We start from the raw sequence: 14,724 nt of genomic DNA, 5'->3' as shown, positions 1-14,724 counted from the left end.
CTGCCGAAGGCTGCGATCTTTTGATCTGTGTTTTTAACGGCAAGATCAAAAGATCGCAGCCTGCGGCAGCTCCTTGTATGTTGCCCTTACACCAGTCGATTGAGATCTAAGCTCGTTGGTGCGGACATACGAAGATGTGTTTCTGGGGGAGACCGATCGCTCCTAAAGGCAGGACTTGCTCCTGACCTTGTCTGTAGAGAGGTCCCCCCGCCTCATTGCCCACCACGAAGAGTATCGAGAAGCCGACAAGTCGGACTTCGCATTACAAGGTTGCAGTGGCATGAAGTTCGAGGTCAGGGGAACCAGGATGCATTTCTAACCCAGTTCACTCGGAGTTGAAAGCATGAGCATGCATGTCGGTTTGGATGTGGGGTCTCGCACGACCGCCATGGGCTGGCGCAACGACGGCCGTTTTGCAGGGGCCTGCAACATCGACCAAACGCCCGCCGGGCGCAAAGCAGCGGTCAACAGATTGCTCGAGCTCAAGCCTTTATCCGTAGTGATGGAGGCCACCGGCATCTATTACCTGGATTTGGCCATGGAGCTCACTGCAGCGGGTTTGCCCGTTTCGGTTATCAACCCGAAGAGCTTTCATAACTTCGCCAAGCTGATGCTGAAGAACAGCAAAACCGATGCGATCGATGCCCAGTTGCTAGCTGAATACGGCGAGCGCATGAGCCCCAGATTGTGGACGCCGCCCACGACCATACAGTTGGAACTGCGGGCTATCGGAAGGCATATCAATCGTCTGACGTGTCATCGCACCCGAGCCAAGAACGAGCTGCATGCGCTGAAAGCTACTCAAACAACCATGAAAATGCTGATTGAAGACGAAGAAGAAGCCATTGAGGCATTTGACAAGCGAATCGAGCGTTTCAGGCTCGCAGGTCGGGCGCTGATCGACAATTGCCCAACCCTAAGCGCCCAGTTCGGGCACATGATCGCAGCGCCGGGCATGGGCGAAATTTCAGTATTTGCGGCATTGGCTGAATTGACGACCTTGCCAGTGACGCTTAAGTCCGCGCAGGTCAGCCGACATGCAGGTCTCGATGTACGGCTTACGCAATCAGGTACCAGCATCGATAAACCTGGACGGATAAGTAAGGGCGGAAACGCCTACCTACGCTCAGCGATGTATATGCCAGCGCTGACTGCCATACGTTGCGACAGCAACGTGAAAGCCTTTTACGAAGCGCTGATCGGGCGAGGAAAGAGAAAAATGCAGGCCATCGTCGCCGTCATGCGCAAATACCTGACTGGGCTGTGGGCCTGCATGCGAGCCGGCGAAGATTTCAATACGGCCAAGCTTTTTAGCGAGAAACACCTCGCAAAAGCTTGACCGTGAACAGAGTATCTACATGATTCGGTCAGGTCAGTTAGTTAGCTGGCTAAGGGGATGGCGCTGGCGCACTGAAAAATGGCACATTGACGCACCTGCCTGTGTGCACTCATCTGCTGTCCGGAAACTCCCATGGCTATCAGCAACGTTCAGACCGCCGCTGCCTCGGCGCCCGCTGCTCCCCAAAGCAGTCCTTTGGTGATGCGTATCATCGGCGCAGTGGCGCTGGCGCATTTGATCAACGACCTGATCCAGTCGGTTTTGCCTTCTATCTATCCGATGCTCAAGGCCAATTACGGCCTGACGTTTACTCAGGTCGGGCTGATCACTTTGACCTTTCAACTGACCGCCTCGCTGTTGCAGCCGTGGGTCGGTTATCACACCGATCGGCATCCGAAGCCGTGGCTGTTGCCGGCCGGTTCGATCTGTACGCTGATTGGCATCGTGATGATGTCGATGGTCGGCAGTTTCCCGTTGATTCTGCTGGCGGCGGCGCTGATCGGTATCGGTTCCTCGACGTTCCACCCGGAAGCCTCGCGGATTGCGCGACTGGCCTCGGGCGGACGCTTTGGTCTGGCGCAATCGACCTTCCAGGTCGGCGGTAACGCCGGTTCCGCGTTCGGCCCGTTGCTGGCGGCGGCGATCATCATTCCGTTCGGCCAAGGCAACGTGGCGTGGTTCGGTTTGTTCGCGGTGTTTGCACTGTTCGTGCTGTACCGCATCAGCCGCTGGTACGCCCATCACTTGAATCTGTTCAAGCTCAAGGCTGGCCAGGCGGCGACTCACGGGCTGTCGAAGGGCAGGGTGACCAGTGCGTTGGTGGTGCTGGGGTTGTTGGTGTTCTCCAAGTATTTCTACATGGCCAGCCTTACCAGTTATTTCACTTTCTACCTGATCGAGAAGTTCGACCTGTCGGTGGCCAGCTCGCAGCTGCATCTGTTCCTGTTTTTGGGCGCGGTGGCGGCGGGGACGTTCTTCGGCGGGCCGATCGGCGACAAGATCGGCCGTAAGGCGGTGATCTGGTTCTCGATCCTCGGTGTGGCGCCGTTCACGCTGCTCATGCCTCACGTCGACCTGTTCTGGACCAGCGTTCTCAGCGTGGTGATCGGCTTCATTCTGGCGTCGGCGTTCTCGGCGATTGTGGTGTATGCGCAGGAACTGGTGCCGGGCAATGTCGGGATGATTGCCGGGGTGTTCTTCGGTTTGATGTTTGGTTTTGGCGGGATTGGCGCGGCGCTGCTGGGGCATCTGGCGGATGTGCACGGGATTGAGTACGTGTATTTCCTGTGCTCGTTCCTGCCACTGTTTGGCGTACTGGCGATCTTTTTGCCGCGCACCAAAAAGGCCTGACGCCACACAATTCCCAACTGTGGGAGCGAGCCTGCTCGCGAATGCGGTGTGTCATCCGTAGTGATGTGACTGACACTCCCTCTTCGCGAGCAGGCTCGCTCCCACAGGGGAAATACGTACAACAGTAAATTTCAGGCACAAAAAAGCCGCGTATCAAACGCGGCTTTTTCTTGGGCGTAACGCTTACACGTTGAAACGGAAGTGCATCACGTCGCCGTCTTTGACGATGTAATCCTTGCCTTCCAGACGCCATTTACCGGCTTCTTTGGTACCGGCTTCGCCCTTGTACTGGATGAAGTCGTTGTAGGCGATCACTTCGGCGCGGATGAAGCCTTTCTCGAAGTCGGTGTGGATTACGCCAGCAGCCTGAGGTGCGGTGGCACCGACTTTGACGGTCCAGGCGCGGACTTCTTCGACACCTGCGGTGAAGTAGGTCTGCAGGTGCAGCATTTCGTAGCCGGCGCGGATCACGCGGTTCAGGCCAGGCTCTTCCAGGCCCAGGGCCTCGAGGAACATGTCCTTCTCTTCACCGTCATCCAGCTCGGCGATTTCCGCTTCGATCTTGTTGCAGACCGGAACGACCATGGCGCCTTCTTCTTCGGCGATGGCGCGAACCACGTCCAGGTGCGGGTTGTTCTCGAAACCGTCTTCAGCGACGTTGGCGATGTACATGACCGGTTTGGTGGTCAGCAGGTGGAAGCCCTTGATCACTGCCTTTTCGTCAGCGCTCATGTTTTTCATCAGGCTGCGTGCAGGCTTGGCTTCGGTGAAGTGCGCGATCAGTTGCTCAAGCAGAGCCTTCTGAACCACAGCGTCCTTGTCACCGCCCTTGGCGTTACGCGCGACTTTCTGCAGTTGCTTCTCGCAGCTGTCGAGGTCGGCGAAGATCAGTTCCAGGTCGATGATTTCGATGTCGCGCTTCGGGTCGACGCTGTTGGAAACGTGGATCACGTTTTCGTCTTCGAAGCAGCGCACGACGTGGGCGATCGCATCAGTCTCACGGATGTTGGCGAGGAACTTGTTGCCCAGGCCTTCACCTTTCGAGGCGCCGGCCACCAGGCCTGCGATGTCGACGAATTCCATGGTGGTCGGCAGGATGCGCTTCGGATTGACGATGGCCGCCAGGGCTTCCAGACGCGGATCCGGCATCGGCACGATGCCGCTGTTCGGCTCGATGGTGCAGAAGGGGAAGTTCTCGGCCGCGATACCGGATTTGGTCAGGGCGTTGAACAGGGTGGACTTGCCGACGTTAGGCAGGCCGACGATGCCGCAATTGAATCCCATGGTGTTTCCCCTCGGAGTAGAGTCAGGCCTTCTGGCTGTGCAGGTTTTTCATCGCGCGGTTCCATTCACCGGCGAGGATATCCGGCAGCACGCCGAGGGCAAAGTCGATGCTGGCATCGAGTTTTTCCTGTTCGGCGCGTGGCGCACGACCCAGGACGAAATTTGAAACCATACTGGCGACGCCCGGGTGGCCAATGCCAAGCCGCAGGCGGTAGAACGTATTCTGATTGCCCAGTTGCGCAATGATGTCGCGCAACCCGTTGTGACCGCCATGGCCGCCGCCCTGCTTGAGCTTGGCAACGCCCGGAGGCAAGTCGAGTTCGTCGTGCGCCACGAGGATTTCTTCAGGCTTGATGCGGAAGAAACCGGCGAGTGCCGCCACGGCCTGGCCGCTGCGGTTCATGTAAGTGGTGGGAATCAGCAGACGAACATCCTGACCCTGATGCGAATAGCGCCCGGTCAGGCCGAAATATTTGCGATCGGCCACAAGATTCACATTCTGTGCGTGGGCGATGCGCTCAACAAAAAGGGCCCCTGCGTTATGCCGGGTCTGGTCGTATTCGGCGCCTGGATTTCCCAGGCCAACGATCAGTTTGATGGCAGTCACGATAGGGGCCCTTCCTTAGAGTGGTGAGTAACATCGCCGCGATCAGGCAAAGCGGCGAAAGTGGACGAAAAATGCTCATTTACCATGGATGTAAACTCCGCGTTCTCGCCCGCTTTCTCGCTACGTTCCAGTCCGCGATGTTACTTGCTCACTCAGGCATGACAGAGTGAATTACTCTGCTGCGCCTTCTTCGGTAGCTTCTGGAGCAACACGTGGAGCGTGGACGTTGGCAACAGCCTTGTCATCGCCGTGTGCCAGAGCAATGAACTCAACGCCTTTAGGAGCTTTGAGGTCCGACAGGTGAATGATCGAACCGATTTCAGCGTTAGCCAGGTCGACTTCGATGAACTCAGGCAGATCTTTCGGCAGGCAGGAGACTTCGATCTCGGCAACAACGTGCGAGATTTCGCCGCCTTTCTTCACTGGAGCAGCTTCGTTGATGAAGTGCACAGGAACGATAGCGGTCAGTTTCTGGCCAGCGACAACGCGTACGAAGTCAGCGTGCATAACGTGACCCTTGGACGGGTGACGTTGCAGAGCTTTGATGATCACGTTTTGCTTGGTGCCACCAACGTTCAGCTCGATGATGTGGCTGTAAGCCGCTTCGTTTTCGAGCAGTTTGGCAACTTCTTTGGCCAGCATGCTGATGGATTCAGGGGCTTTTTCGCCACCGTAAACAACAGCTGGAACCAGGCTAGCGATACGACGCAGGCGGCGGCTCGCACCTTTCCCCAGGTCGGAACGCACTTCAGCATTCAGAGTAAAATCGTTCATTTTGTATCTCCAAAATAGCCATGACCGGAGTGGCGTTTGCGACCAGCGCCAAACACGGTATGGGCAAAAAAGCCCCGCCCCGGCAGGAATGCCGGGGCGGGGCGCTTTTCGTCAACGAGACATTTCGCGAAGGGCAGGGCCCTTAACGGAACATCGCACTGATCGATTCTTCATTGCTGATGCGGCGAACCGCTTCGGCAACAACCGGTGCGATATCCAGTTGACGGATACGTGCACAGGCTTGTGCTGCAGCGGACAGCGGGATGGTGTTGGTCACCACCAGCTCGTCCAGCACGGAATTTTCGATATTCTCGATGGCCCGACCCGACAGCACAGGGTGTGTGCAGTAGGCAAAGACCTTGGCTGCGCCATGCTCTTTCAAGGCCTTGGCCGCGTGGCACAGAGTGCCGGCGGTATCGACCATGTCATCGACCAGAATGCAGGTACGCCCTTCGACATCACCGATGATATGCATCACTTCAGAGTGATTGGCTTTCTCACGGCGTTTGTCGATGATCCCGAGATCCACACCCAGGGATTTGGCAACGGCACGTGCACGCACGACGCCACCAATGTCCGGGGAAACGATCATCAGGTTTTCGAAGCGCTGATCTTCAATGTCATCCACCAGAACCGGGGAGCCGTAGATGTTATCTACCGGAATATCGAAGAAACCCTGAATCTGGTCAGCATGCAGATCAACCGTGAGAACACGGTCGATGCCGACTACGGTAAGCATGTCAGCAACGACTTTCGCGCTGATAGCCACACGTGCGGAACGCGGACGGCGATCCTGACGGGCATAACCAAAATAAGGAATAACAGCAGTGATACGAGTAGCCGAGGAGCGGCGGAAGGCATCAGCCATCACTACCAGTTCCATCAGGTTATCGTTGGTCGGAGCGCAAGTCGGCTGAATAATGAAAACGTCTTTACCGCGAACGTTTTCATTGATCTCGGCAGTAATTTCGCCGTCGGAGAACTTACCGACAGAGATGTCACCGAGAGGGATATGCAGCTGACGTACGACACGCCGAGCCAGATCGGGGTTAGCGTTCCCCGTAAAGACCATCATCTTGGACACGCGCAGTACCTAGAGGCTGAGGGTAACCTGGATGAGTATAGAAAATGGCAGGGGCGGCTGGATTCGAACCAACGCATGGCAGGATCAAAACCTGCTGCCTTACCGCTTGGCGACGCCCCTGTATCTGTTGCATCAAGTGCCGAGCACCTGGTTCCTTTAGAGCAGACTTTGCAGCTTGCGGTGCAACATCGAAACGTTGCTGCCTTTTGCTACAAACCCTGTAAGGGTCTCTGTCAGAAGGGCCGAGACTTTATCAGCTTCAGCTTTGCTTGGGAAGCCCCCAAACACACAACTTCCAGTTCCGGTGAGTTTTGCTTCGGTAAATTTACCTAACAAATCCAATGCGTTACGTACTTCTGGATAACGCCTTGCAACCACCGGCAAGCAGTCATTTCGACTGTTTCCCTCGGGAACGGGGCGCACTTTAATGGGCGGCGTGTTACGTGTCAACAAAGGATCGGAAAAAATTTCTGCCGTACTAACAGAGACTTGCGGCACGAGCACCAGATACCACGGTTCTTCGGGATTCACCGGGGTGAGTTTCTCGCCCACGCCTTCGGCAAACGCCGCGTGACCACGGACAAAAACCGGTACGTCGGCGCCCAGCGACAAACCCAGTGCGGCCAGGCGATCTTCGTCCCAACCCAGCTGCCACAAATGATTCAGACCGAGCAAAGTCGTCGCCGCATTCGAGCTGCCGCCACCAATACCGCCGCCCATGGGCAGGACTTTATCAATCCAGATGTCGATGCCGAGCGAACAGCCGGACTGTTGCTGAAGCATTTTCGCCGCGCGCACGATCAGGTTGCTGTCATGCGGTACGCCGGCGAACTCGGTATGCAGTTGAATCACACCGTCATCACGCACGGCAAACGTGATTTCATCGCCGTAGTCGACAAACTGAAACAGTGTCTGCAACTCGTGATAACCGTCTTCACGGCGACCGAGAATGTGCAGCATCAGGTTGAGTTTGGCCGGCGAGGGCAGGGTCAGGCGTGTAGCGGTCACGGTTTATTGCCCCAACTTGCGCGGCTGCCAGGTCTTGATCACCAGCGTCACGTCGAGGTCAGTGCCGTGCAGCTTGATGCGCTCGGGCAACCAGTAGCCGTTTTGTTCGGTGTAAGCGGTGTATTCGACTTTCCAGCCATCCTGTTCCAGGTTGGCCAAGCGGCTGTCAGCATCCAGACTCAGGCGACTTTTGCTGTCTGGAGCGGGCAGACCACGCACCCACCAGGCCAGATTCGACACTGGCAGTTTCCAGCCAAGTTGCTCTTCGAGCAGGGCTTCCGGGGACTGCGATTCGTAGCGCCCCTGATTGGCGACTTCCAGCGACACTTTGCCCGGACGTCCGGTCAGGCGTGCTGCACCACGACCCAGCGGGCCGGACAGACGAATGTCGTAATAGTCCTGACGCTGCAGCCAGAACAGCGTGCCGCTTCCGGAATCTCTCGGTGCGCGGATGCCGATCTTGCCGTCGATCTGCCAGCCATCGAGGCCGCTCAGCTGTTGTTTGTTCGCGGCCCATTGAGCCGGACTGCCGTGGCCCTCGACCGATTCGCGAGTGCCAAAACCCGAGCAGCCAGCGAGCAGGGCGATGAAGCTGAAAACAATAACGTGGCGCAAAAACATGAGTTAAAGAGTCTCGGATCCGGTCAGGCGCTTGATGGTGCTGCGCAGAATGGTGCTGTCGGGCTGATCCTTGAGGAATTTGCCCCAGATTTGTTTGGCTTCACGCTGGTTGCCCTTGGTCCACAACACTTCGCCCAGATGCGCGGCGACTTCGTGATCGGGGAAGCGCTCCAGCGCCTGACGCAGATATTTCTCGGCGTCATCCAGATTGCCCAAGCGGTAATTCACCCAGCCGAGGCTGTCGAGTACGGCCGGGTCTTCCGGATTGATCTGGTGTGCCTGCTCGATCAGCGCTTTGGCTTCAGCGTAGCGCGTGGTGCGATCGGACAGGGTGTAGCCCAAAGCGTTGAGCGCCATGGCGTTGTCCGGATCACGCTTGATGATCAGGCGCAGGTCTTTTTCCATCTGCGCCAGGTCATTGCGTTTTTCCGCGAGCATGGCCCGTGTATAGAGCAGATTCAGATCGTCCGGGTATTGCAGCAAGGCTTGCTGCAAGACTTTCCAGGCCTTGTCGTCCTGTTTATTGGCCGACAGGGTTTCCGATTCGATCAGGTATAGCTGAATCGCGTAGTCCGGTTGCTCGTCGCGCTGGGCGGCGAGTTTGCTCTGCGCTTCAGCGGTTTTACCGTTGTTCATCAGAATATCGGCCTGACGCAATTGCGCTGGCAGATAGTCGTTGCCCGGGCCGACCTGAGCGTACTCAATGAGCGCGCCTTGCGGGTCGTTGCGTTCTTCAGCGATGCGACCGAGGTTCAGGTGCGCCGAATCGACGTGGCTTTCGCGGGCGATCAAGTCTTCCAGATAACCCTTGGCCTCGTCCCAGGCTTTGGCTTCCAGGCAGACCAACGCCAGCGAGTAACGCAGTTCGTCGTCTTCCGGGTATTGCTGCACAAGGCTGGAGAACTCGGCTTTGGCGTCGTCCATGCGGTCCTGTTCGACCAGCATGCGCGCGTAAGTCAGGCGCAGGCGTTTGTCGTCCGGGTACTTTTTGATGCTTTTCTGCAGCAGTGGCAGTGCTTCGTCGCCACGGTTCAGCAATTGCAGCAGACGTGCGCGCAGCAGGATCGGCGCGATCTCGCCTTCTTCCGGCGGATGGTCTTCAAGCAATGCCAGTGCGGCTTTGTTGTCGCCGTCCTGTTGCAACAGCAGGGCTTTGCCGAAAATCAGCTGGCTGTTGTTCGGATGACGCTGCAACAAACGGTCAAAACTTTTCATCAGACCGTTGCGGGTTTCCTGATCGGTATCCGCTGCCGACAGCGCGAGGAAGTCGAAATGGGTGTCGCCCTTGCCCTGCAGGACTTTCTCCATATAGACCATCGAGTCGTCATAACGCCCCGCGCGCGCCAGTTGCACGGCGGCGGCACGTTGCGCTTCGAGGTCGTCCGGGGCGTTTTTCGCCCAGATCAGCGCGGTATCGAGGGCCGGTTGATCGGCGCCCAGATATTCGGCGATACGGAATGCGCGCTCGGAGACGCCCGGATCCTGCGTATTGATGGCCTGGGTCACGTAGTTATCCAGGGCAATGTCGAAACGATTGCGCTGGCCGGCGAGTTCGGCGCTCAACAGGCTGAAAACGGTTTCCTCGCTGAACGAGCTGTAAACCTTGGGTTTTTCAGGCGCGGGCGTGGTGTCTTCGACCGACGGCGTACCGTCCGGCGAAACGGGAGCCAAGGCCTGGCAGCCGCTGAGGAAGACAAAAGCGAGGAGCAACGCGGAAGATCTATTCATATAGGAAAAGGACGACTAACCTGCGGTCGGATCATCATGACACAAGCCTTCGGCCAAACATAACCGAGACTCAATTGTGCCCATTATAGGGGCTGACGATTGGGACAATAGTCAGCGGTAGTTGTTCTGAATCTTTCGAAGTAGGACAATTGCCGGCTTCACGTCACCATCAGCGACCTTGAATGGCCTTCCTTGCACTCGGTATCAACCACAAGACTGCGTCAGTAGACGTCCGCGAGCGCGTGGCCTTTACTCCTGAACAGCTGGTGGAGGCCTTGCAGCAGCTCTGCCGACTGACCGACAGCCGCGAAGCTGCGATCCTCTCCACCTGCAATCGCAGTGAGCTTTATATAGAACAGGATCAGCTTTCTGCCGATATCGTGCTGCGCTGGCTGGCCGACTATCACCATTTAAGCCTCGATGAGCTGCGCGCGAGTGCTTATGTGCATGAAGATGATGCGGCAGTTCGTCACATGATGCGCGTCGCCTCCGGGCTCGACTCGCTGGTGCTGGGCGAACCGCAGATTCTCGGTCAGATGAAATCGGCCTACGCCGTGGCTCGCGAGGCCGGCACCATCGGCCCGCTGTTGGGGCGACTGTTTCAAGCGACGTTCAACGCCGCCAAGCAGGTGCGCACCGACACCGCGATCGGTGAAAACCCGGTATCGGTGGCATTTGCTGCGGTCAGCCTGGCCAAACAGATTTTCAGCGATTTGCAACGCAGTCAGGCCTTGCTGATCGGCGCCGGCGAGACCATCACCCTGGTCGCCCGCCATTTGCACGAGCTGGGCGTCAAGCGCATCGTTGTTGCCAACCGCACGCTGGAGCGCGCCAGTTTGCTGGCCGAACAGTTCGGTGCTCACGCGGTGTTGCTGTCGGACATCCCGGCAGAACTGGTGCGCAGCGACATCGTCATCAGTTCCACCGCCAGTCAGTTGCCAATTCTTGGCAAAGGCGCGGTGGAAAGCGCTTTGAAGCTGCGCAAGCACAAACCGATCTTCATGGTCGACATCGCCGTTCCCCGGGATATCGAGCCGGAAGTCGGCGAGTTGGACGACGTTTACCTCTATAGCGTCGACGATCTCCACGAAGTGGTCGCCGAAAACCTCAAGAGCCGTCAGGGCGCAGCGCAAGCCGCTGAAGAGATGGTCTCGGTCGGCGCCGACGATTTCATGGTGCGCCTGCGCGAGCTGGCGGCGGTCGATGTGCTCAAGGCCTATCGTCAACAGAGCGAACGCCTGCGCGATGAAGAGCTGCAAAAGGCCCTGCGCCTGCTGGCCAATGGCGGCAACGCTGAAGACGTGCTTGGGCAACTGGCCCGTGGCCTGACCAATAAACTGTTGCACGCGCCTAGCGTGCAACTGAAAAAGCTTTCTGCCGAAGGCCGCCTCGATGCGCTGGCCATGGCCCAGGAACTCTTTGCCCTTGAGGGCTCACCGGATAGCTTTTCGGATAAAAAACCGCAATGAAAGCGTCACTGCTCAATAAGCTGGACATCCTCCAGGACCGTTTCGAGGAACTGACCGCGCTGCTCGGCGACGGCGAAGTCATTGCCGATCAGACCAGATTCCGCGCGTATTCCAAGGAATACGCCGAACTCGAGCCGGTCGTGCAAGCCTATAAAAAGCTGCTCAGCGTACAAGGCGATCTGGAAGGCGCGCAGGCGCTGCTCAAGGACAACGACCCGGACATGCGCGAAATGGCCGTGGAAGAAGTCCGCGAAGCCAAAGAATTGCTGGTGACCCTGGAAGACGATCTGCAACGCATGTTGCTGCCCAAGGATCCGAATGACGGGCGTAACGTGTTCCTCGAAATTCGCGCCGGCACCGGTGGCGACGAGGCGGCGATCTTCTCCGGCGACCTGTTCCGCATGTACTCGCGTTACGCCGAGCGCCGTGGCTGGCGTGTGGAAATCCTGTCGGCAAACGAAGGCGAACACGGTGGCTATAAAGAAGTCATCGCGCGCATTGAAGGCGACAATGTTTACGGCAAGCTGAAATTCGAATCCGGCGCGCACCGCGTACAGCGCGTACCCGCCACCGAATCCCAGGGCCGTATCCACACCTCGGCCTGCACCGTCGCGGTGTTGCCCGAGCCGGACGAGCGCGAAGCCATCGAGATCAACCCGGCGGATTTGCGCGTCGACACTTACCGTTCCTCCGGGGCCGGTGGTCAGCACGTCAACACCACCGATTCGGCGATCCGCATCACGCACATTCCGACCGGCACCGTCGTCGAGTGTCAGGAAGAACGTTCGCAACACAAGAACCGTGCTCGTGCGATGGCCTGGTTGTCGGCCAAGCTCAACGATCAGCAAACCGCTGCGGCGGCCAATGCGATCGCCAGCGAGCGTAAATTGCTGGTCGGTTCCGGTGACCGTTCCGAGCGGATTCGCACCTATAACTTTGCTCAGGGCCGGGTTACCGACCATCGCGTCAACCTGACCCTGTACTCGCTGGATGAAATCCTCGCCGGTGGCGTTGAAGCGGTGATCGAGCCGTTGCTGGCCGAACACCAGGCGGATCAACTTGCAGCGATAGGTGAATAAATGACCATCATCGCCAGCCTGTTGCGCGCCGCTGAACTGCCGGACTCGCCCACGGCGCGTCTTGACGCCGAGTTGCTTCTCGCCGCTGCGCTGGGCAAATCGCGCAGTTTTCTGCACACCTGGCCCGAGCGTATCGTGCCGAGTGAAGCGGCGCTGACCTTTGCCGAATACCTGCAACGTCGTCGTGGCGGCGAGCCGGTGGCCTACATTCTCGGACAGCAAGGCTTCTGGAAACTCGATCTGGAAGTCGCACCGCACACGCTGATCCCGCGCCCGGACACTGAATTGCTGGTAGAAGCGGCGCTGGAATTGCTCCCCGCGACGCCGGCCAAAGTACTCGATCTCGGCACCGGCAGCGGCGCGATTGCCCTGGCCCTGGCCAGCGAGCGTCCGGCGTGGAAAGTCACTGCGGTGGATCGCGTACTCGAAGCCGTAGCCTTGGCCGAACGCAATCGCCAGCGCTTGCATTTGAACAACGCCACGGTGTTGAGCAGCCACTGGTTCAGCGCCCTTGAAGGTCAGCGCTTCCAGTTGATCATCAGCAACCCGCCGTACATTGCCGCCGCCGATCCGCATCTGGTCGAAGGCGATGTGCGCTTCGAACCGGCCAGTGCGCTGGTCGCCGGTGCAGACGGGCTCGATGATCTGCGTTTGATCGTCGCCCAGGCCCCGGATCATCTGGAGGCCGCTGGCTGGCTGATGCTCGAGCACGGCTATGATCAAGCCGAAGCCGTGCGTGATCTGCTGCTCACTCGCGGTTTTGAAGAAGTCCACAGCCGCACCGATCTGGGCGGCCATCAACGCATCAGTCTGGGGCGCCTGCCGTGCTGAATGATCAGGAATTGCTGCGCTACAGCCGGCAGATTCTGCTGCAACACATCGACATCGACGGGCAACTGAAGCTCAAGCACAGTCGCGTGCTGATCGTCGGCCTCGGCGGTCTCGGCGCTCCGGTGGCTTTGTATCTGGCGGCGGCGGGTGTCGGTGAGCTGCATCTGGCGGATTTCGACACGGTCGACCTGACCAACCTGCAACGCCAGATCATTCATGACACCGACAGCGTCGGCATGAGCAAGGTCGACTCGGCGCTCAAACGTCTGGGCGCGATCAATCCCGAGATTCAACTGATCGCCCATCGTCAGGCGCTGGACGAGGATTCCCTCGCCGCTGCTGTGGCAGCGGTGGATCTGGTGCTCGACTGTTCCGATAATTTCTCCACCCGCGAAGCGGTCAACGCCGCGTGTGTGGCGGCGTGCAAGCCACTGGTCAGCGGTGCGGCGATTCGCCTGGAAGGGCAGTTGTCAGTGTTCGACCCGCGTCGCGCCGAGAGCCCGTGTTACCACTGTTTATACGGGCACGGCAGCGAAGCCGAACTGACTTGCAGCGAAGCGGGTGTGGTCGGGCCGCTGGTGGGGCTGGTTGGCAGCCTGCAAGCGCTTGAGGCCTTGAAGGTTCTGGTCGGTTTCGGTGAGCCGCTGGTGGGCCGTTTGCTGTTGATCGATGCTCTCGGTTCGCGTTTCCGCGAGTTGCGGGTCAAGCGTGATCCGGGGTGCAGCGTCTGTGGTCCGCGCCATGCGTGAAGCGCCGATCGGCGTGTTCGACTCCGGCGTCGGCGGCTTGTCGGTGCTGGCGGAAATCCAGCGTTTGCTGCCCAATGAATCGCTGCTCTATGTCGCCGATTGCGGGCACATTCCCTACGGTGAGAAAACCCCGGAATTTATCCGTCAGCGCTGCAGCGTGATGGCCGGGTTTTTCCATGAGCAAGGCGCCAAGGCCTTGGTGCTGGCCTGCAATACGGCCACGGTTGCCGGCGTTGCCGATTTGCGTCGCGACTTTCCCGACTGGCCAATAGTCGGCATGGAGCCAGCGGTCAAACCCGCCGCCGCCGCGACCCGCAGCGGTGTGGTCGGTGTGCTCGCCACCACCGGCACATTGCAGAGCGCCAAATTCGCCGCGTTGCTGGATCGCTTTGCCGCTGACGTACGCGTGATCACCCAGCCATGCCCCGGCCTCGTCGAGCTGATTGAAAGCGGCGATCTGCACAGCACCGAGTTGCGCCAGTTGCTGCACGGCTATGTCGAACCACTGCTGACCAGTGGTTGCGACACAATCATTTTGGGCTGCACCCACTATCCTTTTCTCAAGCCGATGCTCAAGTCGATGATCCCTGCGGACATCAGCCTGATCGATACCGGCGCGGCTGTGGCGCGTCAACTTCAGCGGCTTTTGGCGGAGCGCGATTTACTCGCTGTCGGCCCGAACCAGTCGGTCAGATTCTGGTCCAGCGCCGATCCTGCGTACTTGAAAAACATCTTGCCGCTGCTGGGACAAAACGCTGGCGAAGTGCAAAACTTCAGCTTGTAAAAAAATTGTGAAATAAC

Annotated in this window: 14 protein-coding genes and 1 tRNA gene; 7 read left to right on the top strand and 8 right to left on the bottom strand. The window is 58.5% G+C overall.

Going from position 1 to position 14,724, the window contains the following annotated elements; translation table 11 throughout:
- Positions 1–343 precede the first annotated feature (343 nt).
- Both ACZ0A4_RS19055 and ACZ0A4_RS19050 read left to right on the top strand, forming a co-directional pair.
- Positions 344–1,339: an IS110 family RNA-guided transposase gene (locus ACZ0A4_RS19055; protein WP_463575969.1), complete on the top strand. Its 996-nt coding sequence runs from the start codon at positions 344–346 to the stop codon at positions 1,337–1,339.
- A 132-nt stretch (positions 1,340–1,471) separates the two neighbouring features.
- Positions 1,472–2,689, top strand: a complete 1,218-nt coding sequence (locus ACZ0A4_RS19050; protein ID WP_122604792.1) for an MFS transporter — start codon at positions 1,472–1,474, stop codon at positions 2,687–2,689.
- A 183-nt stretch (positions 2,690–2,872) separates the two neighbouring features.
- Here the strand turns inward: ACZ0A4_RS19050 and ychF are convergent, their stop codons facing one another.
- The 8 genes from ychF to ACZ0A4_RS19010 form a co-directional block, all read right to left on the bottom strand.
- Positions 2,873–3,973, bottom strand: coding sequence for a redox-regulated ATPase YchF (gene ychF, locus ACZ0A4_RS19045; protein WP_007912904.1), 1,101 nt, complete (start codon positions 3,971–3,973; stop codon positions 2,873–2,875).
- Positions 3,974–3,995: 22 nt separating this feature from the next.
- Entirely contained in the window at positions 3,996–4,580 is a 585-nt protein-coding gene (pth, locus tag ACZ0A4_RS19040; RefSeq protein ID WP_008079560.1) for an aminoacyl-tRNA hydrolase, read from the bottom strand.
- A 171-nt stretch (positions 4,581–4,751) separates the two neighbouring features.
- Positions 4,752–5,354, bottom strand: a complete 603-nt coding sequence (locus ACZ0A4_RS19035; protein ID WP_463575968.1) for a 50S ribosomal protein L25/general stress protein Ctc — start codon at positions 5,352–5,354, stop codon at positions 4,752–4,754.
- Positions 5,355–5,496: 142 nt separating this feature from the next.
- Positions 5,497–6,438: a ribose-phosphate pyrophosphokinase gene (locus tag ACZ0A4_RS19030; RefSeq protein ID WP_003171603.1), complete on the bottom strand. Its 942-nt coding sequence runs from the start codon at positions 6,436–6,438 to the stop codon at positions 5,497–5,499.
- Between the two features lie 45 nt (positions 6,439–6,483).
- Positions 6,484–6,558, bottom strand: a tRNA-Gln gene (locus tag ACZ0A4_RS19025).
- A 36-nt stretch (positions 6,559–6,594) separates the two neighbouring features.
- Positions 6,595–7,398: a 4-(cytidine 5'-diphospho)-2-C-methyl-D-erythritol kinase gene (gene ispE / locus ACZ0A4_RS19020; RefSeq protein ID WP_463577595.1), complete on the bottom strand. Its 804-nt coding sequence runs from the start codon at positions 7,396–7,398 to the stop codon at positions 6,595–6,597.
- A gap of 51 nt (positions 7,399–7,449) precedes the next feature.
- Entirely contained in the window at positions 7,450–8,067 is a 618-nt protein-coding gene (lolB, locus tag ACZ0A4_RS19015) for a lipoprotein insertase outer membrane protein LolB (RefSeq protein ID WP_463575967.1), read from the bottom strand.
- A gap of 3 nt (positions 8,068–8,070) precedes the next feature.
- On the bottom strand, positions 8,071–9,795 hold the full coding sequence (locus ACZ0A4_RS19010) for a tetratricopeptide repeat protein (protein ID WP_007912892.1): 1,725 nt from the start codon (positions 9,793–9,795) through the stop codon (positions 8,071–8,073).
- A gap of 182 nt (positions 9,796–9,977) precedes the next feature.
- Between ACZ0A4_RS19010 and hemA the strand changes: the two genes are divergently transcribed.
- The 5 genes from hemA to murI are packed head-to-tail and all read left to right on the top strand — an operon-like array spanning position 9,978 to position 14,707.
- The gene (gene hemA, locus ACZ0A4_RS19005; protein ID WP_007951716.1) at positions 9,978–11,264 is read left to right on the top strand and encodes a glutamyl-tRNA reductase; all 1,287 of its coding nucleotides are present in this window, start codon (positions 9,978–9,980) and stop codon (positions 11,262–11,264) included.
- Positions 11,261–12,343 carry a peptide chain release factor 1 gene (gene prfA, locus ACZ0A4_RS19000; RefSeq protein WP_463575966.1) on the top strand — a complete coding sequence of 361 codons (1,083 nt, stop codon included), beginning with the start codon at positions 11,261–11,263 and terminating at the stop codon, positions 12,341–12,343. Before hemA ends, prfA begins: the two co-directional genes overlap by 4 nt.
- A complete protein-coding gene (gene prmC, locus ACZ0A4_RS18995) occupies positions 12,344–13,174 on the top strand; it encodes a peptide chain release factor N(5)-glutamine methyltransferase (protein ID WP_463575965.1) in 831 nt (276 codons plus the stop codon).
- The gene (locus ACZ0A4_RS18990; protein ID WP_463575964.1) at positions 13,168–13,923 is read left to right on the top strand and encodes a molybdopterin-synthase adenylyltransferase MoeB; all 756 of its coding nucleotides are present in this window, start codon (positions 13,168–13,170) and stop codon (positions 13,921–13,923) included. The genes prmC and ACZ0A4_RS18990 overlap by 7 nt, the downstream gene beginning before the upstream one ends.
- Positions 13,916–14,707: a glutamate racemase gene (gene murI, locus ACZ0A4_RS18985; RefSeq protein WP_463575963.1), complete on the top strand. Its 792-nt coding sequence runs from the start codon at positions 13,916–13,918 to the stop codon at positions 14,705–14,707. The genes ACZ0A4_RS18990 and murI overlap by 8 nt, the downstream gene beginning before the upstream one ends.
- Positions 14,708–14,724 lie beyond the last annotated feature (17 nt).

The sequence above is a fragment of the Pseudomonas sp. AC172 genome (genome assembly GCF_979258595.1).
Note: the sequence above shows the minus strand (reverse complement) of the source record. Positions and strands in the feature narration are given on the sequence as shown.

Excerpts from the sequence above, each read along its gene's own strand:
- ispE (WP_463577595.1), bottom strand. The coding sequence starts at position 7,398 with ATGCTGCACATTCTCGGTCGCCGTGAAGACGGTTATCACGAGTTGCAG.
- ACZ0A4_RS19055 (WP_463575969.1), top strand. The coding sequence starts at position 344 with ATGAGCATGCATGTCGGTTTGGATGTGGGGTCTCGCACGACCGCCATG.
- prmC (WP_463575965.1), top strand. The coding sequence starts at position 12,344 with ATGACCATCATCGCCAGCCTGTTGCGCGCCGCTGAACTGCCGGACTCG.
- murI (WP_463575963.1), top strand. The coding sequence starts at position 13,916 with ATGCGTGAAGCGCCGATCGGCGTGTTCGACTCCGGCGTCGGCGGCTTG.
- ACZ0A4_RS19050 (WP_122604792.1), top strand. The coding sequence starts at position 1,472 with ATGGCTATCAGCAACGTTCAGACCGCCGCTGCCTCGGCGCCCGCTGCT.
- ychF (WP_007912904.1), bottom strand. The coding sequence starts at position 3,973 with ATGGGATTCAATTGCGGCATCGTCGGCCTGCCTAACGTCGGCAAGTCC.
- ACZ0A4_RS19010 (WP_007912892.1), bottom strand. The coding sequence starts at position 9,795 with ATGAATAGATCTTCCGCGTTGCTCCTCGCTTTTGTCTTCCTCAGCGGC.
- prfA (WP_463575966.1), top strand. The coding sequence starts at position 11,261 with ATGAAAGCGTCACTGCTCAATAAGCTGGACATCCTCCAGGACCGTTTC.
- lolB (WP_463575967.1), bottom strand. The coding sequence starts at position 8,067 with ATGTTTTTGCGCCACGTTATTGTTTTCAGCTTCATCGCCCTGCTCGCT.
- ACZ0A4_RS19035 (WP_463575968.1), bottom strand. The coding sequence starts at position 5,354 with ATGAACGATTTTACTCTGAATGCTGAAGTGCGTTCCGACCTGGGGAAA.
- hemA (WP_007951716.1), top strand. The coding sequence starts at position 9,978 with ATGGCCTTCCTTGCACTCGGTATCAACCACAAGACTGCGTCAGTAGAC.